The organism is Burkholderia sp. AU30280, assembly GCF_020420125.1.
Taxonomy (GTDB): domain Bacteria; phylum Pseudomonadota; class Gammaproteobacteria; order Burkholderiales; family Burkholderiaceae; genus Burkholderia.
In genome coordinates this window covers 132,559-151,559 of record NZ_JAIZRY010000008.1, presented here as the reverse complement: position 1 = coordinate 151,559, position 19,001 = coordinate 132,559, and the positions used below count along the sequence as shown (strand labels likewise).

The 19,001-nt window shown below is 69.4% G+C and carries 17 protein-coding genes; 14 read left to right on the top strand and 3 right to left on the bottom strand.

What is annotated here, in order from left to right; genetic code table 11:
- Positions 1 to 6: 6 nt before the first annotated feature.
- From LGN17_RS19810 to LGN17_RS19745, 14 genes are all read left to right on the top strand, one after another.
- Complete coding sequence (locus LGN17_RS19810) at positions 7 to 1,407, top strand: ATP-binding protein (protein ID WP_226198273.1); 1,401 nt, start codon at positions 7 to 9, stop codon at positions 1,405 to 1,407.
- A 35-nt stretch (positions 1,408 to 1,442) separates the two neighbouring features.
- Positions 1,443 to 2,282 (top strand): Flp pilus assembly protein CpaB, encoded by an 840-nt coding sequence (gene cpaB / locus LGN17_RS19805; protein ID WP_226198272.1) that lies wholly within the window; start codon positions 1,443 to 1,445, stop codon positions 2,280 to 2,282.
- 104 nt (positions 2,283 to 2,386) lie between these two features.
- The gene (locus tag LGN17_RS19800) at positions 2,387 to 4,309 is read left to right on the top strand and encodes a type II and III secretion system protein family protein (RefSeq protein WP_226198271.1); all 1,923 of its coding nucleotides are present in this window, start codon (positions 2,387 to 2,389) and stop codon (positions 4,307 to 4,309) included.
- Positions 4,310 to 4,330: 21 nt separating this feature from the next.
- The gene (locus LGN17_RS19795) at positions 4,331 to 4,627 is read left to right on the top strand and encodes a hypothetical protein (protein ID WP_226198270.1); all 297 of its coding nucleotides are present in this window, start codon (positions 4,331 to 4,333) and stop codon (positions 4,625 to 4,627) included.
- Between the two features lie 25 nt (positions 4,628 to 4,652).
- Positions 4,653 to 4,823: a hypothetical protein gene (locus LGN17_RS19790; RefSeq protein WP_226198269.1), complete on the top strand. Its 171-nt coding sequence runs from the start codon at positions 4,653 to 4,655 to the stop codon at positions 4,821 to 4,823.
- A gap of 22 nt (positions 4,824 to 4,845) precedes the next feature.
- On the top strand, positions 4,846 to 6,054 hold the full coding sequence (locus LGN17_RS19785; protein WP_226198268.1) for an AAA family ATPase: 1,209 nt from the start codon (positions 4,846 to 4,848) through the stop codon (positions 6,052 to 6,054).
- A 19-nt stretch (positions 6,055 to 6,073) separates the two neighbouring features.
- Positions 6,074 to 7,441: a CpaF family protein gene (locus LGN17_RS19780; protein WP_226198267.1), complete on the top strand. Its 1,368-nt coding sequence runs from the start codon at positions 6,074 to 6,076 to the stop codon at positions 7,439 to 7,441.
- Between the two features lie 33 nt (positions 7,442 to 7,474).
- Positions 7,475 to 8,452, top strand: coding sequence for a type II secretion system F family protein (locus LGN17_RS19775; RefSeq protein WP_226198266.1), 978 nt, complete (start codon positions 7,475 to 7,477; stop codon positions 8,450 to 8,452).
- Positions 8,453 to 8,488: 36 nt separating this feature from the next.
- Positions 8,489 to 9,451 carry a type II secretion system F family protein gene (locus LGN17_RS19770; protein ID WP_226198265.1) on the top strand — a complete coding sequence of 321 codons (963 nt, stop codon included), beginning with the start codon at positions 8,489 to 8,491 and terminating at the stop codon, positions 9,449 to 9,451.
- 337 nt (positions 9,452 to 9,788) lie between these two features.
- A complete protein-coding gene (locus tag LGN17_RS19765) occupies positions 9,789 to 9,965 on the top strand; it encodes a hypothetical protein (protein WP_226198264.1) in 177 nt (58 codons plus the stop codon).
- 216 nt (positions 9,966 to 10,181) lie between these two features.
- Positions 10,182 to 12,077 (top strand): protease modulator HflK, encoded by a 1,896-nt coding sequence (gene hflK, locus LGN17_RS19760; RefSeq protein ID WP_226198263.1) that lies wholly within the window; start codon positions 10,182 to 10,184, stop codon positions 12,075 to 12,077.
- Positions 12,078 to 12,170: 93 nt separating this feature from the next.
- Positions 12,171 to 13,208, top strand: coding sequence for a protease modulator HflC (hflC, locus tag LGN17_RS19755; RefSeq protein WP_226198262.1), 1,038 nt, complete (start codon positions 12,171 to 12,173; stop codon positions 13,206 to 13,208).
- The gene (gene hflK, locus LGN17_RS19750; RefSeq protein ID WP_226198261.1) at positions 13,205 to 14,248 is read left to right on the top strand and encodes a protease modulator HflK; all 1,044 of its coding nucleotides are present in this window, start codon (positions 13,205 to 13,207) and stop codon (positions 14,246 to 14,248) included. Before hflC ends, hflK (LGN17_RS19750) begins: the two co-directional genes overlap by 4 nt.
- Positions 14,245 to 16,188 carry a heavy metal translocating P-type ATPase gene (locus LGN17_RS19745; RefSeq protein WP_226198260.1) on the top strand — a complete coding sequence of 648 codons (1,944 nt, stop codon included), beginning with the start codon at positions 14,245 to 14,247 and terminating at the stop codon, positions 16,186 to 16,188. Before hflK (LGN17_RS19750) ends, LGN17_RS19745 begins: the two co-directional genes overlap by 4 nt.
- A gap of 24 nt (positions 16,189 to 16,212) precedes the next feature.
- Here LGN17_RS19745 and LGN17_RS19740 read toward each other — a convergent pair whose 3' ends face one another.
- The 3 genes from LGN17_RS19740 to LGN17_RS19730 are packed head-to-tail and all read right to left on the bottom strand — an operon-like array spanning position 16,213 to position 18,977.
- Complete coding sequence (locus LGN17_RS19740; protein WP_226198259.1) at positions 16,213 to 17,169, bottom strand: transporter; 957 nt, start codon at positions 17,167 to 17,169, stop codon at positions 16,213 to 16,215.
- A 36-nt stretch (positions 17,170 to 17,205) separates the two neighbouring features.
- Complete coding sequence (locus tag LGN17_RS19735; RefSeq protein ID WP_226198258.1) at positions 17,206 to 17,733, bottom strand: flavin reductase family protein; 528 nt, start codon at positions 17,731 to 17,733, stop codon at positions 17,206 to 17,208.
- A 5-nt stretch (positions 17,734 to 17,738) separates the two neighbouring features.
- Positions 17,739 to 18,977 carry a styrene monooxygenase/indole monooxygenase family protein gene (locus LGN17_RS19730; protein WP_226198257.1) on the bottom strand — a complete coding sequence of 413 codons (1,239 nt, stop codon included), beginning with the start codon at positions 18,975 to 18,977 and terminating at the stop codon, positions 17,739 to 17,741.
- Between the last annotated feature and the right edge of the window lie 24 nt (positions 18,978 to 19,001).

Sequence of the window (19,001 nt, the reverse complement as noted above, 5' to 3'; positions counted from 1 at the left end):
ACGACCATGAACACGAGTCATACCGAACCGAGACGCGACGCGCAGGTGGCCCATCTGCCCGATCCGTTGCCGTCGCGGGAGGCGCCTACGAAGCTGGGCGCGCAACTGCCGGCTGCGCCGCGCTCGCTCGACGAAACGGGACTGAGCAAGACGTTCGTTGCCGGGCTCGTGCTGAAGTCGACGCTGATGCTCGGCCGCCCGTCGTACGGCGACCTGGTCGAGCGGCACCGCCTGCCGCTCGCGGTACTCGATGACGTCTTCGCGTTCCTCGTGCGCGAGCATCTCGTCGAGCTCACGCATCGCGGCGCGACCGATCTCGACGTGACGTTTCGCCTGACCGACGCGGGCCGTGTCAGTGCGCTCGAGGAACGGGCGCGCAGCGGCTACAGCGGGCCCGCGCCGGTGCCGCTCGACGCGTATCTCGCTTGCGTGGCCGCGCATTCGGTGCGCAAGCTGCACGTCGGCCAGGACGACGTGTGGGCCGCCTTCGACGGCATCGTGATCGACACGTCGGTGATCGACGCCGCGGCCGCGGCGCTGAACGCGGGCCGCCCGCTGCTGATCTACGGCCCGGCCGGCAGCGGCAAGACCTTCCTCGCCGAGCGGCTCGGTTCGCTGATGCACGGCTACGTGCCGGTGCCGCACGCGATCTGCGCGGCCGGCGAAGTGATCCAGGTCTACGACCCGCTCGTGCATGTCGACGCGGCATCGCAACCCGGCGGCCAGTCGGTCGATCGCCGCTGGCGCCTGTGCGAGCGGCCGGTCGTGATCTCCGGCGGCGAACTGACGCTCGACGAGCTCGACCTGCGCCGCGACGAGGCCGCCGGCTTCTACCAGGCGCCGCCGCACATGAAGGCGAACATGGGCATGTACGTCGTCGACGATCTCGGCCGCCAGCGCGTCGAGCCGCGCGACCTGCTCAATCGGTGGCTGCGCCCGCTCGATTGCGGCGTCGATTTCATGACGCTCGAATCCGGCAACCGCTTCGTGCTGCCGTTCGACGTCTGGCCGGTGTTCTCGAGCAACCTGTCGCCGGAGCAACTGGGCGACGACGCGTTCCTGCGCCGCCTCGGCTCGAAGCTGCACATCGGGGCGCTGTCGATCGACCACTACCGCGCGGTGTTCGACGCGGCCTGCGCGTCGCTGGGCCTCGTCGCGGCCGGCGATGCATTCGACTACCTGCTGCATCGGCTGCATCTGCCGACCGGCAAGGCGTTTCTCGCCTGTTTCCCGGCGGACCTGCTGCGTCTCGTCGCCGCCGGCGCGCGTTACCGCGGCGATCCGCCCGAAGTGACGCACGACGCGCTGTATGACGCATGGGCGAGCTATTTCGGCGCGGCGCCTGAACAGGACGGCTGCCATCCGCCGCCCGTCGAGCGCGGCGGGCGCACCTACGTCACCGGTTGAGCCGTTTCTTTCAAGATTCGTCGAGGAGCATTGCCATGAAGAACAGTCGAGCAGTCCTGATGCTGGTTGTCGCGATGGTCGCGGGTCTTGCCGCGGTAGTGTTCGCGTCCCACTGGCTGATGCAGACATCCACGAGCTCGGTCACGCCGGTTGCGGTGGCGGCCACCGACCTGAACCTGGGCGAACCGCTCGGGCCGAACCAGATCCGCATGGTGAACTGGCCGTCGGACAGCGTGCCGGCCGGTGCGTTCGCCGATACCAAGGCGCTCGAAGGGCGCGTGGTCCGCACCAGCCTGTCGCGAGACGAGCCGGTGATCGAATCGAAGCTCGCGCCGGTCGGCACGAAGGGCGGGCTGTCCGCGGTGATCTCGGACGGCAGCCGCGCGATCACCGTGCGCGTGAACGACGTGGTCGGCGTCGCGGGCTTCGCGCTGCCCGGCAACTACGTCGACGTGATCGTCAACACGCAGGAACAGCAGGGCAAGACCGACGGGCAGAGCATCTCGAAGATCGTGCTCGAGCACATCCTCGTGCTCGCCGTCGCGCAGCAAGTGAGCCGCGATGACACGGCGCCGAAGGTCGTCAACGCGGTCACGCTGGAAGTCACGCCCGACCAGGCCGAACGGCTCGACCTCGCGCGCAGTGTCGGCACGCTCTCGCTCGTGCTGCGCAACCAGGTCGACAAGAAGACGCTGAACACCGACGGTGCGACCAAGCTGACGTTGCTCGGCAAGGAGCCCGCACCCGAAGCGCCGCCCGCGCCGGCCCATGTGCGGACGGTACGCGTGCACGTCGCATCGCACGCGGCGCCGGAAGGACGGCGCGACTGCGTCGGCGTGCTGACGGGCGTGAGGGGCAGCGTCGAATGCTTCTGACGCAGACGCACCCATCCAGACAAACAGATCGGCCGTCCGTGAGACACGGCGGCCTTGGAAGTCGATAACCGGCGCAGCGCCGGACTCTCGGGGGATCAGACGAAATGAAGCTCAAACCGCAATGCACAGGTACCGGGCCGCTGCGTACACGCGTCGCTCGGGGCACGATGATGGCCGCGATCCTCTGTTCCGGATGGCTGACCGTCTATGGCGCACTGGCCCAGGAAGGCGTGGAGGCGGGCGCGCTGACGAAGGGCGGCGCCGGCGCGCCGGCCACCATCGGCAAGGGGCCGCTGCAGATGACGATCAGCATGGCGCCGGTCGCGGCCGCCGCGCCCGCCGCGTCGGCGGGACCGCTGCGCGGGCCGAACTGCGTCGGTGCGGTGCGTGATTCGACCAGCGTCAGCGTGCCGCTCGGCAAGTCGCTGCTGGTGCCGATGCCGGAGCCGGTCCGCAACCGGACGATCGGCAATCCGGCCGTCGCACAGGCCACGATGGTGTCGCCGCAGACGCTGTACATCCTCGGGCTGTCGGTCGGCACGACGAACATGATCGTGCAGGGCAGAAGCGGTGCATGCCGCGTGATCGACGTGGCGGTCGGCGCGGACGCCGGCGGCCTGCAGGCGTCGCTGCTGGAGCTGATGCCGAACGAGCGCGATATCCGCGTGACGACCGCGGCCGGCACGATCGTGCTGTCGGGCACCGTGTCGAGCTCGCAGGCCGCGCAGCAGGCCGTGCAGATCGCGCGCGCCTACGGCGACAGCAGCGGCGGCGGCGATCCGGCCGCGGGGAGCGCCAAGCCGGGCGGCGGCGTGCTGAACATGCTGGCCGTCACGTCGCCGCAGCAGGTGATGCTCGAGGTGAAGGTGGCCGAGGTCTCGAAGACGCTGATGAACCAGATGGGCAGCGCGCTCAACATCCAGGGCGGGTTCGGTTCGTGGAGCGGCGCGCTGGTCAGCAACCTGCTCGCGGGCGTCGCAAGCGGAGTCGCGTTCAGCAAGGCGAACAACAAGCCGTTCAACATCTCGGCCGACGCGCAGAACACCGACAACCTGGTCAAGATCCTCGCGGAGCCGAATCTCGTGACGATCAGCGGCCAGGAAGCGACGTTCCTCGCCGGCGGCAAGATCTTCATCCCGGTTCCGCAGAGCAGCGGCAGCGGCACGTCGTCGATCACGCTGCAGGAAGAGGAATACGGCGTCGCGCTGAAGTTCACGCCGACCGTGCTGGCGAACGGCCGGATCAGCCTGAAGGTCGCGCCGGAAGTGTCGGAGCTGTCGCAAACGGGCGTCACGCTGAGCGCGTCCAACATCGGCGGCACGTCGATCCTCCCGCTGATCACGACGCGGCGCGCGTCGACGACGGTCCAGATGAGCGACGGCGAATCGTTCGCGATCGGCGGGCTGATCAAGGACAACGTGAGCGGCGCGCTGAAGGCGATCCCGGGCGTGGGCGAAGTGCCGGTGCTCGGCGCGCTGTTCCGCAGCACGTCGTTCCAGCAGGACCGCACCGAGCTGATCTTCCTGATCACGCCGCACCTCGTGAAGCCGCTGCAGACCGCCGACGTGCCGTTGCCGACCGACAGCTTCTCGAAGCCGAACGAAGCCGACGTGTATGCGACGGGCAACATGGAAGGCCGTGGCGGGGTTCGCAAGCCGGTTGCGCAACCGTCGAACGGCGCGGCAGCTGCCCCGCAGGCGCCGGCGCAAGCACCCGCATCGGCGCCGCAATCGGACGCGCCGGCCGGCCCGGCCGCCGCGCTGCCCGTCCCGCGCGCGCCGCAAGGCGCGGACACGCAGCCGCCGGTACCGGCCGAGCCGCAGAAGGCGCCCGCGCCGGTGGCGGCCACCGTGCCGCAATCCGACGCGGCCCGCATCGCGCACGTCGAAGCCGCCGCCGCGCGCCTTGCGGCGGCCGGCCCCGACGCGCCGGCCCAGCCGGCTGCGCCGGCGCGACCGAAGCACCGGATTCCGGCGGCTGCCCACGCGCAGATCGCACGTGCCGATTCCGAGTCCACCGATCGTTGATGCCATCCCAAGGGGACCCTCATGAAATCCGCCTACCTCGTATTCGTGCGCCGCGCGGCGCTCGCCGCACCGCTTGCCTTCGCGCTTGCCGGCTGCATGTCGTCCACCCCGGTGTGGGACACCCGCTTCGGCGATTCGGTCCGCACCGTGATGAAGGCCCAGATCATCGATCCGCATGCCGCCGAACACGCGGCCGCGACGACGCTGGTCGACGGCAGTGCGGCTGCTTCGGCGCTCGACAACTACGACAAGTCGTTCAAGCAGGTCGATCCGCCCGCCAATGCGTTCGTGATCGGGGTCGGCAAGGCCACCCAGTAACGACGGCACGCTCAGGGAGAACGCCATGAACGGCGCAGCGCGCTATCCGCAGGTCATGCATCGCAGCCGGCATTGCCAGCGCGGCGCCGTCGCGATCGTCGCCGGTCTTGCACCGGCGGCGACGATGCCGCCGTTCACGACCACACTGCCGCGCGAAAGCCTGACCTTCGCGACCGGCGGCGCCAACCGCAATTGATCGAACAGGCGAGGCACACGACATGATCAACATTCTCGTAGCTTCCGACGACACCGCGCGCCTCTCGCAGATCGCGCGCCTCGTGGCCGACTGCGGACGCTATCGCGCCACGCGCGCGAACGGCCGCCCGTCGCAGATCGAACATCGCACCGACGGGCTCGACGCGTTCGACATCCTGCTGGTCGACGGCGCGTCGCTCGACGCCTCCGAGCTGGCGGCAATCGAGCGGATCTGCCGCACTCACGCCGGGCTGACCTGCATCCTGATGGCGGCGGACACGTCGCCGCAGGTGCTGCTCGACGCGATGCGCGCGGGCGCACGCGACGTGCTGCAGTGGCCGCTCGACACGCAGGCGCTCGGCAATGCGCTCGAACGCGCGGCCGCGCAAAGCACGCGGCGCGACACCGACGATACGCGGATCATGTCGTTCATGTCGTGCAAGGGCGGGTCCGGCACGAGCTTCGCGGCCAGCAATGTCGCGTTCGAGATCGCGGAGGGCTTCAAGCGCCGCGTGCTGCTGATCGACCTGAACCAGCAGTTCGCCGACGCGGCCTTCCTCGTCAGCGACGAAACGCCGCCGTCGACGCTGCCGCAGCTGTGCGCGCAGATCGAGCGGCTCGACAGCGCGTTCCTCGATGCGAGCGTCGCGCACGTGACGGAGAACTTCCACGTGCTCGCGGGCGCCGGCGACCCGGTCAAGGCCGCCGAGATGCGCGACGACGCGCTCGAATGGATCCTGGGCGTTGCCGCGCCGCGCTACGACTTCGTGATCTTCGACGTCGGCGTCGGCGTCAATCGGCTGTCGATGGTTGCGCTGGATCGCAGCGACCAGATCGAGCTCGTGATGCAGCCCACGATGCCGCACGTGCGCGCCGGCCGCCGGCTGCTGGAGATTCTCGTGTCGCTCGGCTACTCGACCGACCAGATGCGGCTCATCCTGAACCGTGCGACGCGCACGAGCGACCGGACCCGCACCGCGCTCGAGGAAGTGCTCGGCCTGAAGGCCGCTTGCACGATTCCCGACGACGCCGACACCGTGCTCGAAGCGATCAACCAGGGCCATCCGGTGTCGCGGCTCGCACGCGGCGCGGCGGTCACGCGTGCGCTGCAGGGTTACGCGAAACAGCTCGTCGAAGGAGAGGTGCGCGCGGGACCCGGCGCCGTGCGCGGCGAACCGCTGATGTCCAGGCTTTTCGGCCGCAAGGCCACGCCGAAGCTCAAGTCCATGTAATTCTTTCGGGGAATCGATCATGTCATTGCGCGAACAGATGTCGTTGCACCGGACCCCGCCGCTGGCGACGGGAAGCGAACCGGCCGGCCCGGCTCAATCGTCGTTACGCGACGCGTATCAGAAACTGCGCCGCGAAATTCATCTGGCCGTGCTCGAGCGCGTCGAGCTGGAGCGCCTGTCGCGGATGCAGCAGGATCAGGTCCGGCAGGAAATCGCCGCGCTGATCTCGCGCATCCTCGACGACGAACGGATGCCTGCGAACGATATCGAGCGGCGGCAGCTCGCGATCGACGTGTATGACGAGATGTTCGGCTTCGGTCCGCTCGAAGTGCTGCTGCGCGACCCCGGCGTCTCCGACATCCTCGTGAACACGTACCGGCAGGTCTATGTCGAGCGCAGCGGCCAGCTCGAACTGACCGACGTGACGTTCTACGACGACGCGCACCTGATGAAGGTGATCGAGAAGATCGTGTCGCGGGTCGGGCGCCGCATCGACGAATCGAGCCCGATGGTCGATGCGCGGCTGCCGGACGGCTCGCGCGTGAACGCGATCATCCCGCCGTCGGCGATCGACGGGCCGCTGATGTCGATTCGCCGCTTCGCGGTCAACCCGCTGAAGATGGACGACCTCGTGCGCTATCACAGCCTGACGCCGCCGATGGCCGACCTGCTCGACGCGCTGTCGCGCGCGAAGGTGAACGTGCTGGTGTCGGGCGGCACCGGCAGCGGCAAGACGACGCTGCTCAACATCCTGTCCGGCTTCATTCCGCGCAACGAGCGGATCGTGACGATCGAGGATGCCGCCGAGCTGCAGCTGCAGCAGCCGCACGTGCTGCGGCTCGAAACGCGCCCGCCGAACATCGAGGGCAAGGGCGAGATCACGCAGCGCACCCTGGTGCGCAACGCGCTGCGGATGCGCCCGGACCGGATCATCCTCGGCGAAGTGCGCGGCGCGGAAGCGCTCGACATGCTCAATGCGATGAACACCGGCCACGAAGGCTCGCTCGCGACGATCCACGCGAACACGCCGCGCGATGCGCTGACGCGGCTCGAGAACATGATCAGCATCTCCGGCCTGGCGCTGCCGCCGAAGACGATGCGCCAGCAGATCGCGTCGGCGATCTCGGTGGTCGTGCAGGCGGCGCGGCTGACCGACGGCAAGCGCAAGATCGTCAGTATCCAGGAGCTGACCGGGATGGAAGGCGACATCATCAACATGCAGGAGATCTTCACGTTCAAGCGCACGGGCGTGGACCGCGACGGTACGGTGCGCGGCCACTTCTGCGCGACGGGGGTGCGGCCGAAGTTCGTCGAGCGGCTGCAGGGGTTCGGCATCAACCTGCCGGATGCGCTCTACGATCCGTCGCAGCGTTACGAGACGAACTGACGACATCGCGCTGTTGGCTGCCGGGGAGGCCGCATGAACACGATCTTTTACGCCTTTTTGATTCTCACGTTCGTCGCGGTCGTGCTGGCGATCGAAGGCGTGTATCAATGGTGGAACGCGCGGCACGGCGCCGCCGCGCGCCGGATCGAGTCGCGGATTCGCGCGATGTCGGCCGGCGGCAACGTGCAGCAGGAGCGGCTGTCGATCCTGAAGAAGCGGATGCTCGACGAGTCGAAGCCGTTCGATCAGATGCTGCTGCGCGTGCCGCGCGTGCATGCGCTCGATCTCCTGATCCAGCAATCGGGCCTCGACTGGACGCTGCCGAAGCTGATGGTGCTCAGCGCGGTGTTCCCGGCGCTCGCGTGGCTGGCGTTGAGCTTCGCCACGTTGCCGCAACTGGCCGCGCTGCCGATCGCGCTGTTTGCGGGCTGCCTGCCGACGATGTACGTGATGCGCAGCCGCAGGCGGCGCATGCGCAAGCTCGAACGGCAGCTGCCGGACATCTGCGACATGATTTCGCGCGCGCTGCGTTCCGGTCATTCGTTCACGAGCACGCTCGGGATGGTGAGCGAAGAGTTTCCCGATCCGATGGGCGGCGAGTTCCGGATCACGTTCGACGAGGTCAACTACGGCGTGTCGCTGCACGACGCGCTGATGAACTTCGCGACACGCGTGCCGGTGCAGGATCTGCGCTACTTCGTGATCGCGGTGCTGATCCAGCGCGAGACCGGCGGCAACCTGGCCGAGCTGCTCGACAGCATCTCCGCGCTGATCCGCGAGCGCTTCAAGCTGTTCGACAAGGTGCGCGTGCTGTCGGCGGAAGGGCGGCTGTCGGCGTGGATTCTCGGGCTGCTGCCGTTCGGGACCGCGGGGGCGATCGCGCTGCTCAACCGCGAGTTCCTGTCGGTGCTCTGGGAGGATCCGGCAGGGATCAGGATGATCGGCGTGATGCTGGTGTCGATGGTCTTTGGTCTGCTCTGGATCCGCCGGATTGTCCGGATTCGCGTCTGACGCGCCCATCGAATCACGAACCGTTGCGAGGCTGTCATGCCAAACCTGAGCGTAGTCCACGCCGTGATGCTGGGCGGCTTGTTCCTCTTCGTGGCCGGCGGCGTGCTCGTCGCGATGCTGCTGTTCGCGCCGCGCAATATCCAGCGCCGCATCCAGCAGGCCGGCGGCGCCGGCGTGGCGTCCGGCGACGGCGACGACACGGCGTCGCGCTGGGTCGCGAAGCTGGTGGAGCTGTCCACCCCGATCTCGAAGCTGTCGGTGCCGAAGGAGGGCTGGGAGAGTTCGCCGCTGCGCGTCCGGCTCATGAATGCCGGCTGGCGCAACCCGAGCGCGGCCGCGCTGTATTTCACCGCCAAGACGGTACTCGCGCTCGCGTTGCCGTGCGCGGCGCTGCTGGTGCTGATCACGACCCGGCTCGGCGACGAGCGCGCGATTCTGTCGGTGATCCTCGTCGTGCTGGCCGGGTTCGGCTATTACATCCCTAACATCGTGCTGTCGCAGCGGATCAAGGTGCGCCAGCAGAAGATCTTCGAGGATTTCCCGGACGCCCTCGACCTGCTTACCGTGTGCGTCGAAGCGGGGTTGGGGCTCGACGCCGCGCTGATGAGGGTGAGCGAGGAGCTGCGTTTCAGCAGCGAGGTGGTCTCGAGCGAATTCGACCTGATGCTGCTCGAGATGCGCTCCGGCTTCACGAAGGAGGCGGCGCTGCGCAATCTCGCGCTGCGTACCGGCACGGAAGACATCGAGTCGTTCTGCACGATGCTGATCCAGGCCGACCGGTTCGGCACGAGCATCGGCGAATCGCTGCGGGTGCTGTCGGACTTGCTGCGCACGCGGCGCCGGATGCGCGCGGAGGAGCGGGCCGCGAAGATCGCGCTGAAGCTGCTGTTCCCGCTGATCTTCTGCATCTTTCCGTCGCTGATGCTGGTGCTGCTCGGGCCGGCGATGATTCACGTCTATCGCGTGCTGCTGCCGACCTTCGTCGGGATGTCGCCGTGAGCGGCGAGCCGGCGTCATGCCGGGATCGACGCGATCGCCTGAATCGTCGATCAAGGTTCTGCGTGCCGGATGGCCGCCCCCGCCGGCCGGCACGGTAACGGGCTTCATGGAAGCGCCCTCGCCAGGCGGCGCCGCGAGACAGGTCGACCATAGCGGCGTCAAGGCATCCTGGACCCATGGTCGACCATGGAACTAGCCGTAGTCCACCGCCTGATCGGCTGCCCCCTACTGCTAACCTGAATGCCGGCGATGTTTGCCGGCATCGCGTTGTGCGCGATGACGCGGAGGCGGCGGATCGCGGCCGGCGCTCCAGCGCGTCCCGAACGCCATCGCGGCGATGACAGGATCGGCGCCGCGCGATAACCTGAACGTTGTCGCCGACGGTCCCGACGTGCCGCGGCGGCGCTTCCGGATCGACAAGGCCGCCTCTGACCCGTTGCGCCACGGCGAGTGTATCCGTATCGCGTTCGTGCCGATCTCCGGCCGCGTGCTGGAGATCGGGCCGGCTACGTAACGGCATCTGATCTGAATCCGGGAGGATTCGCGGCGCGGGCGGTGGAAGGACGCATGGCCCGCCATGCGGCGGAAAAATCCGATCCGCACGATTGTTTCGCCGGTCATGTCAATCGCATCGATACCTTGAGTTTCATCATCCAGCGCGCTACATTGCCGCTCGCAGATTTCCGCACGGACTCCTGCTCAACTTGTAATGCGTACGTAAGGAACCCCGATGCGGCAACAGGCGGAAGGCAACGACGACAATCCCGGCAGCCCGGCCGGCCGCGACGCACTCGCGCCGGTCGCAGGGGCCGCCGCGGTGCTGGTCGTCGCGCTCGGCACGCTGGGCGCCGTCGACCTCCTGCCCGCGGATCTGCGCTGGTGCGCGCCGCTCGCCAGCGCATGGTGCAACGTGCTCGTCGTCGCGATCGGCGTGCTGCTCGCCCACCGTGCGCGCCGCCCTCTCCCGGAAGGGACGGCCGTCACGCTGATCGGCGACTGGCTGCGCAGCGCGTTCAGCCGCAAGCAGGAGCCGGAGGACGACGACAACCCGTGGCCGGCGATCGCCGCCGCGATCGACTGGCGGCCATGGGCCGTCGCCGCCGGCGGCGTGCTCTCCGCCGCGCTGGCCGCGCTCGCGTGGCAGCCGCCGTCGCCCGCGATGCTGGTGCGCGCGATGGCGGCGCCCGAACCCACGCTCGCGGCCGGCGCGGCCTGCATCGTCCTCGCCTTTCTGACGCTCGTCGCCGAGCGCCATCATGCGGCGGCGGCCAGCGGTTCGGCGGTGTCCGCGTCGCTCAAGCGGGTGCTGCGCGTCGCGCTCGTCACCGCGCTCGCGGGTGCGCTCGCCGCCGCCTGGTTCGCGTTCCGGCACCGTACCGCAGACCGGCTCGTGCATGCGGTCGCGCTGCTCAATGCAGCCGTCGCCGCGGAACTGGCCCTGCGCGGCGTGCTGACGTGGTTTGCGGTACCGCGCGGCGCCGTCGTGCCGACCAGCGCGATCGCCGGGCTGCTGAGCCGGCGCCCGTCGCCGTTCGCGTCGCTCGGCGCGGAGCTGCGCCATCGTTATGGCATCGATCTGCGGCAGAGCTGGGGCTGGCGCAGCTTCGTGCGGCTGCTGCCTGCCGCGCTCGTCGCCACCGCCGCGTGTGCGTGGCTGCTCACCGCCGTCGTCGTGCTGAACCCGGAGCAGCGCGCCGTCTATGAACGGTTCGGCGCGCCGGTCGCGGTCTGGCAGCCTGGCCTGCACGTCGGCCTGCCCTGGCCGTTCGGGCGCGCGCGCATCGTCGACAACGGCGCGGTGCACCAGGTCGCGATCGCGGGCAGCGCGAATGACGGCAGCGCCGATACGCCGCCCGTGCCGGCCGACGGACCGACCCCCGAACGCATCGACCGCCTATGGGATGTGCCGCATCCGTGGGAAACCACCCAGGTGATCGCCGGCGCGAACGGCGACCGCCAGAATTTCCAGATCGTCAACGCCGACGTGCGGGTCGACTACCGTCTCGGCCTGACCGATGCCGATGCGCGCGCGGCGCTCTATCGCACGATCGACCCGGAAAGCACGGTGCGCACGAGCGCCAATCGCGAACTCGTGCACTACCTCGCATCGCATACGCTCGAATCGCTGCTGGAAACGAACCAGGCCGCGATGGCCGACCAGTTGAAGCGCGCGATCCAGCAGCAGCTCGACCGGCTGCAAAGCGGGGTCGACGTGATCGCGGTCGTGATCGAGAGCGTGCATCCGCCGACCGGTGCGGCCGCCGCCTTCCACGACGTGCAGGCCGCGCAGATCCGCGCGCAGGGCAGCGTCGCGCAGGCGCGCGGCTTCGCGGCCGGCCTGCTCGGCAACGCGCAGCAGCAGGCGCTCGAACGGGTCGCGCACGCTGAAGCGCAGGCCGGCGACACGGTGTCGTCGGCGCGCGTGCAGCAGATCGATTTCGACGCCGACCTGGTCGCGTACCGGCTCGGCGGCCCCGCGTTTCCGTTCGAGTACTACCTCGACCGGCTGCAGCGTGGGCTGAGCAACGCGCGCATGACGATCATCGACGACCGGCTTGCCGACGGCACGCGCGCGACCGTCGATCTTCGCAACACTCCCGCCGGCGATCTGGCCGGCATCCATTGACATGTCGCGGCGTTATCCGCGCGGGCGGCGCAACACGGCGGCAGGCCGTGCCGCCGCCCCGCACGCGGGCGACGCCGCACCCGGGGCGACATCGTGAGTCTGTTTCATTCGCACGCGCATGATCATGCGCACCACGGCCACGGCCACCATCATCACGCGCATCACGGCGCACCGCAGCCGCCCGGCGCGTTTCGCCTGCGCGTCGCCATCGCGCTGCTGTGCGTGCTCGTCGCGCTCGCGGTCGCAAGCTTCGTGCAGGTACGCGCCGGCGAGGCCTCGGTCGTCACGCGGTTCGGGCGGCCCGTGCGCGTGCTGCTCGAGCCCGGGCTCGCGTGGCGGCTGCCTGCGCCGATCGATGCGGTGACGCCCGTCGACCTGCGCCTGCACACCACGTCGAGCGGCCTGCAGGACGTCGGCACCCGCGACGGGCTGCGCATCATCGTCGAGGCTTACGTCGCGTGGCGCGTGCCGGCCGATGCGCGCGACATCGGGCGTTTCATGCGTGCGGTCGGCAACGAGCCGGACGAAGCGGCGCGGCAGATCCGCTCGCTCGTCGGCTCCGCATTGCAGACGACGTCGGCCGGATACGATCTCGCGTCGCTCGTGAACACCGATCCGGCCCAGGTGAAGATCGGCGAATTCGAGGACGCGCTGCGCCGGCAGATCGACGCGCAGCTCTATGCGGCGTACGGCGTGCGGGTCGCCCAGGTCGGGCTCGAACGGCTCACGCTGCCGGCCGTCACGCTTGCCGCGACGGTCGACCGGATGAGCGCCGAACGCGAGACCGTGGCCGCGCAGCGTACCGCGGACGGCAATCGCGAGGCCGCGCAGATCCGCTCGGACGCCGAGCGCGACGCGCGCATCGCACTGGCCGACGCGAACGTGAAAGCGGCCGGCATCGAAGCGCAATCGCGCAAGGACGCGGCCGACATCTATGGCAAGAGCTATGCGGGCAATCCGCACCTGTACACGATGCTGCGTTCGCTCGACACGCTGAACGCGGTGGTCGGCACCAACACGAACCTGATCCTGCGCACCGACGCCGCGCCGTTCCGCGTGCTCGTGCAGGGCCCGGGCGACGCGTCGGCGCAGGCCGCACCCGCGCCCAACGCGCACAAGGCCAGGCGATGAGCGAACCGTCCGCACCGCCGCTCGGGCCGGGCGCGCAGGCCGTGCGCCTGTCGTTCTGGTTCGTCGCCGCACTCGCGGTGCTCGCCGCGTGCGCGTGGGCCGGCTCGAACATCCGGCGGATTCCGGCGGACAGCCGCGCGGTCGTGATGCGCTTCGGCGCGCTCGTGCGCACTCAGGACGCCGGGCTCGTGCTCGCCTGGCCGCAGCCGTTCGAATCGGTCCTGCTCGTGCCGGGCGCCGCGCGCGTGCTCGAACAGCGGATCCGCTCGCTCGATCGCGATCCGCGGGCGCTCGCGCCGTCCGCGCAGGGTGTCGCGCGGCTGCCCGACGCGCTGGCTGGTTCCGGCTACGTGCTGACCGGCGACGGCGGCGCGGTCGCGTTGAGCGCGGTGCTCTATTACCGGGTCAGCGATCCGTACGCGTACGTGCTGCAGCGGGACCGTCTCGACGCGGCGCTCGAGCGGATCGTCTCCGCGTCGGCCGTCGAGGTCGCGGCGAGCCGCGATCTCGACGCGATCCTGGTCGCGCGCCCCGAGCAACTCGCCGCCGACCGGCAGATGGCCGCGCGTCGCGAACGCTTGCGCGGCGATCTCGCCGATGCGATCGCGCGGCACCTGCGCGCACTCGACGCGGCGCACGCGGGGCTCGGCGTCGAAGTCGCGCGCGTCGACGTGCAGCCCGGGTTTCCCGGTGCGGCCGCCGATGCGTTCAACGCGGTGCTGACGTCGCTGCAGGTCGCCGAGCGGACCATCGCCGAAGCGCGCACCGCCGCCGAACAGCGGCGGCAGGACGCGCAGCAGGATGCCGACCGGATCGTCCAGGACGCGCAGGCCCGCGCGGCCGAACGCGTCGCCACCGCGCAGACCGACACGCTGGAAATTCGGCAACTCGATGCGACGCTGCGCGAGAACGGCGATCCGGGGCTGCTGGCGCGGCTGTATCGCGATCGCGTGCAGCGCGTGCTGTCGAAAGCCGGACGCGTGACGACGATCGATCCGCACGACACCTCGAACCTGATCCTGCCCGGAAACGCCCGATGAATTCGTTCGCCGAACCGGCCGTGCAGCCGGACGCCGCTCCCGCCGGCAAGACGGTCTACGCGCTGTCCTCCGACGAGCGCCGCACGATCACGCGGCAGATCGCGCTGGCGCTACTCGCGGGCGGCCTGCTCGTGCTGTCGTTCGCGTGGCGCATGCTGGCGCCCGGCGGCGACACGCTTGCACAACTGCTCGCCGCGCTCGCGTCGCTGATCGTCGCGGGGCCGGTGTTCGCGAGCGCGTGGCACAGCCTGCGCGCGCCGAGCCTGCACGGCGTGACCGATCGCCTGATCGCGCTCGCGATGCTGGCCGCATGGGCGATCGGCGACATGATGACGGCCGCGCTGCTGCCGATCGTGATGACGTTCGGCCATGCGCTCGAAGAGCGCAGCGTGCTCGGTTCGCAGGAAGCGATCCGCGCGCTCGGCCAGTTGACGGCCGGCCGCGTGCGCCGCATCGACGCCGACGGCAGCGTCACCGAAGTCGCGTATGACGTGCTGCGTGCGGGCGACCGCATCGAAGTGGTGGCCGGCGCGCGCATTCCGGTCGACGGCACCGTGATGGCGGGCACGTCGAGCGTCGACAACGGGCCGATCACCGGAGAATCGGTGCCGCACGACGTCGATTCCGGTAGCACGGTGTATGGCGGCGCGCTGAATCTCGACGGCGTGCTGCGTATCGAGGTCACCCACACCGGCAAGGATTCGACGCTCGGCAAGATCATCGCGCTGATGCAGCACGCGGAGCAGGCGAAACCGCCCGTCACGCAGGTGCTCGAGCGGCACATGGGCGCGTATCTCGCGCTCGTCCTGCTGATCGCGGCGATCGTCTGGTTCACGTCCGCGAATGCATCGGCGATGCTCGCGGTCATCGTGGCTGCGTGCCCGTGCGCGCTGGTGCTCGCCGCGCCGTCCACGGCCATTGCCGGGATCGCGGTCGGCGCGCGGCACGGCATCCTGTTTCGCAATGCCGCGTTCCTCGACAAGATCGCCGAGGTCGATTCGCTCGTGATCGACAAGACGGGTACGCTCACCCGCGGGGAATTGCAGGTCCGGCAGGTGTGGCTGCAGCCCGGTGTCGACGGCGCGCAGGCGCGTGCGCTGGCCGCGCGGCTGGGCGAAAGCAGCGCGCACCCGGCGAGCCGGGCGCTCGTTCGCGATGCCGCCGCGTTCGGCGTCACCGGCGCCGCCGTTGCGCCGTTCGAACGCACGCGGGAATTGCGCGGGCTCGGCGTCGTCGCCGACACGCCGGACGGCACGGCCGTGCTGGGTCGTCCGGCACTGCTGGCCGACCACGTCGTTGACTTGCCTGCCGCCCCGGAAGGATTCGACGGGCCGCTCGTCGGCCTCGCGCTCGGCGGGCGGCTGCTCGCATGGTTCGGGTTCGCCGACACGATGAGGCCCGACGCGCGCGAAGCGCTCGCCGAGTTGCGGGCGCTCGGCCTGGCGCGGCAGACGCTGCTGACGGGCGACCTCGAGCGCGTCGCCAGCAAGGTCGCGGCCGAGACGGGCATCGACACGGTGGTCGCGCAGGCGCTGCCGCACGACAAGCTCGATTACGTGATGCGCGAGATCGGCGCGGGCCTGCATCCGCTCGTCGTCGGCGACGGGCTGAACGACGTGCTGGCGATCAAGGCGGGCTCGACGAGCATCGCGATGGGCGAGCGCGGCGTCGACATCGCGATTGCGTCGGCCGATGTCGTGCTGCTGGGCGACGACCTGAAGCGGATTCCGACCTGCATCCGCCTTGGCCGCCAATGCCGACGCACCGCGACCACCAACGCGGCGATCGGCCTCGCGTGGACGCTCGCGGTGATTGCGCTCGCCGCGACCGGGATGCTCGGCGCGGTGTGGGCGGCGATCCTGCACAACGTCGGCACGTTCATCGTGATCGCGAATGCAGGGCGGCTGCTGCGGATCGACGAGGACGTTCGCGGCGCGTGAGCGGACGCACGGGTCGAATGGCCGTCACTGAAAGTGATGCACATACCGCAGCACCAGCCGCGTGCCCTGCGGCCGGTTCCGCGCATAGGTCTCGAAATAGGCGTTGAACATCAGGTGATCCTGCGGCGAGAGGCTGTACATGGCCCCCGGGCCGATCGCGAACACGGCCTCCCGCGTGCCCGGCACGTCCTGCCCGTTTTCCTTCATGTCGGTGGTCTGGCGCAGCCAGTAGCCGTTGAGCCCCAGCCGCAGGCCGGGGCGCACTTCGTACTCGGTCGCGAAGTTCGCGTGGATAGCCTGGCCGGCCTGCGTCGACGTCACGTCCGGGCCGAGCGACGTGGCCGGCTGGTGGTTGGCCGCGTTCCACAAATAATGCAGCCGCCACGACACGGTCCACTTGGGTGTGAGCCACAGCGTCGCCGCCCAGTACGGATCGAACGACCAGAAATGGCTGCCGGGATTGATCGCGCGCGACGGATCGTACGCGCCGGTCGGCGCGATGAACTGGAATTCGACGCGCTGCGCGAAGCGCGGGCCTTGTGCGCCCATCACCGGGTCGAACTGGATGAACGGGCCGATCAGCAGGTCGCCGAAGCCCGCACGCGCATTCAGCGCGACATGGCCGAGGCCGTCGTCGGTTCGCGCGGACTCGATCCACGGCAGGATCACGTCGAGTCCCGGATGCATGCCCGCGAACGTCAGCGGCGACTGATAGACGAGCTGGCTCAGCCCCGCGAACAGGTCGATGTCCTGCTTCGGCAGCCCGACCTTGTTGCCCGCGTTGTCGTTGACGCGGCTGGCCGTGTAGGCCTGCAGGTACTGCGTGCCGTACCAGCCGGAGCCGGCCGGCGGCATCCCGTCGAGGAAGCTGGTCATGCCGAGGTTGACCGCCGGCAGGTCGGCCGCGCCGGCAGGCGCGCTGGCGGCCATGCCGGCGATCGTGAGGCCTGCGACGACGAGCACGCGAGAGCCGAGTTTCATGTTCACCACCTCCTGGGTATTTATCTGTATAACTAATCAAACGGCGCGAAAGAGATCGGGGTGGTCGGCGATTGAGCGATACTGGCCCGCGTGGAACACCAGCGGCGCATGGCCGAACGCATCGAACTGTTCGATCCGGCCGATGAAGAGCAGGTGATCGCCGCCTTCGTAATGACCGACGTTGCGGCACACGAAGCGCGCGCTTGCGCCGTCGAGGCAGGGCACGCCGCCGGTCTCCGAATCCACGTGAAGCACGCCGTCGAACTTGTCGGCGCAGGGCGTCGCGAAACGGCGCGACAGGGCTATCTGGTCGTGCGCGAGGATGTTGATCGCGAAATGGGTGGCCGCGACGAAATCCGGGCGGCTCGGCGCGACCTTGCGCAGGCTCCACAGCACGAGCGGCGGATCGAGCGACAGCGACGAGAACGAGTTGGCGGTGAGGCCCACCTTGCGTCCGTCGGCCGCGCGCGTGGTGATCACGGTCACGCCGGTCGGGAATTGCCCGAACGCGGCGCGCAACTGCATCGGGTCGAGGGCCGGGCGATCGGTAGCGGTCGTTTCCATGCCGGTTACTCCGCGCGTGCGCCGTGTTCGCGGATCATCGCCGCGCAGGCCGACGGCTCGAACCACCACGGCGAGAACCGGCGCGGATCGTCGAAGCCGTCGACGATCGCCGCGGCGAGCGAAGGCAACTGGCCGGCCGTGCCGAGCAGTTCGAGGATGTGCGGCGGCGGCGGCGTGAGCAGCGAGTTGGTCCAGCGCACGACGTGCTGCGCATAGGCCCAGTAGCCTTCGAACGTCTGCTGCATCCAGTCTTCGCCGAACGGTGCGGCATCGCGCGCGATGATCGCGTCGAAATACGCCTTCGCGCATTTCGCGGCGTTGTTCGATCCCTGGCCGGTGATCGGATCGTTGACGACCACCGCATCGGCCATCCCGAACACCGTCCGGCCCGACGGCAGCCGGAAGAACGGCTTGCGCACCGTCGGCGCGAAGCGCCCGGCCAGCGTGCCGTTCGGATCGGTGAGCTCGAGGTCGCGGCAGCGCTCGAATTCCCACGGCACGTACTGCCGCAGGAACGACAGGCTCCGGTCCAGATGCTGCTCGGGCGTCTTCACGTCGGCCCAGCAGTCGAGCGGGCCGCCCGGAATGCCTTCGAACACCATGATTTCGCACGGGCCCGTCGTGGTCAGCGCGGGGAACACGAAGTACTCGCCGATGCCGGGCAGCAGGTTGAAGCGCACACGCGAATACGGCTGGCTCGGCGTCATCCCTTTCACGTAGGTGAGGGCCAGCGCGCGTTGCGGGCGGTCGAACGCGCTGCGCGCGTCGTCGCGACCGAGCAGGTTGACGATCTCGCCCTTGCCGGCCGCGAGCAGCACGAGGTCGTGGCTGCGCGCCAGTGCCTCGAGTTCGGGTACGCCGATGTCGTCAATGCGCACGTCCGCGCCGCGGCGCTGCACGCCGTCGAGCCAGTCGGCCATTTTCACGCGCTGGTCGACCGACTGCGCGTAGCGGGTCAGCCGCGACGACCAGTCGATCACCTTGCGGCCGTTGCCGTCCGGATGCGGCACCGCGATGCCGATCCCTTCGATGGACGGGCACGCTTCCTCCCAGGTGTTCAGGCCGAGGTCGCGCTCGATCTGCAATGATGTGTGGAACATGCACTGGCTCGACATGACCTTGCCGGTGCGGATCTGTTCGGCGTCGCGGTTGGTCGCGAGCGTGACGTGGTAGCCCTGGTCGAGCAGGGCGAAGGCGAGTTGCAGGCCGGACTGGCCGGCGCCGACGATGGCGATGCGTCTCATGGTTATGTCCTCGGTTGGCCGGAT

Excerpts from the sequence above, each read along its gene's own strand:
- LGN17_RS19810 (WP_226198273.1), top strand. The coding sequence starts at position 7 with ATGAACACGAGTCATACCGAACCGAGACGCGACGCGCAGGTGGCCCAT.
- LGN17_RS19790 (WP_226198269.1), top strand. The coding sequence starts at position 4,653 with ATGAACGGCGCAGCGCGCTATCCGCAGGTCATGCATCGCAGCCGGCAT.
- LGN17_RS19775 (WP_226198266.1), top strand. The coding sequence starts at position 7,475 with ATGAACACGATCTTTTACGCCTTTTTGATTCTCACGTTCGTCGCGGTC.
- hflK (WP_226198261.1), top strand. The coding sequence starts at position 13,205 with ATGAGCGAACCGTCCGCACCGCCGCTCGGGCCGGGCGCGCAGGCCGTG.
- LGN17_RS19745 (WP_226198260.1), top strand. The coding sequence starts at position 14,245 with ATGAATTCGTTCGCCGAACCGGCCGTGCAGCCGGACGCCGCTCCCGCC.
- LGN17_RS19765 (WP_226198264.1), top strand. The coding sequence starts at position 9,789 with ATGACAGGATCGGCGCCGCGCGATAACCTGAACGTTGTCGCCGACGGT.
- LGN17_RS19735 (WP_226198258.1), bottom strand. The coding sequence starts at position 17,733 with ATGGAAACGACCGCTACCGATCGCCCGGCCCTCGACCCGATGCAGTTG.
- LGN17_RS19730 (WP_226198257.1), bottom strand. The coding sequence starts at position 18,977 with ATGAGACGCATCGCCATCGTCGGCGCCGGCCAGTCCGGCCTGCAACTC.
- LGN17_RS19800 (WP_226198271.1), top strand. The coding sequence starts at position 2,387 with ATGAAGCTCAAACCGCAATGCACAGGTACCGGGCCGCTGCGTACACGC.
- LGN17_RS19740 (WP_226198259.1), bottom strand. The coding sequence starts at position 17,169 with ATGAAACTCGGCTCTCGCGTGCTCGTCGTCGCAGGCCTCACGATCGCC.
- LGN17_RS19770 (WP_226198265.1), top strand. The coding sequence starts at position 8,489 with ATGCCAAACCTGAGCGTAGTCCACGCCGTGATGCTGGGCGGCTTGTTC.
- hflK (WP_226198263.1), top strand. The coding sequence starts at position 10,182 with ATGCGGCAACAGGCGGAAGGCAACGACGACAATCCCGGCAGCCCGGCC.
- LGN17_RS19780 (WP_226198267.1), top strand. The coding sequence starts at position 6,074 with ATGTCATTGCGCGAACAGATGTCGTTGCACCGGACCCCGCCGCTGGCG.
- LGN17_RS19785 (WP_226198268.1), top strand. The coding sequence starts at position 4,846 with ATGATCAACATTCTCGTAGCTTCCGACGACACCGCGCGCCTCTCGCAG.
- LGN17_RS19795 (WP_226198270.1), top strand. The coding sequence starts at position 4,331 with ATGAAATCCGCCTACCTCGTATTCGTGCGCCGCGCGGCGCTCGCCGCA.
- cpaB (WP_226198272.1), top strand. The coding sequence starts at position 1,443 with ATGAAGAACAGTCGAGCAGTCCTGATGCTGGTTGTCGCGATGGTCGCG.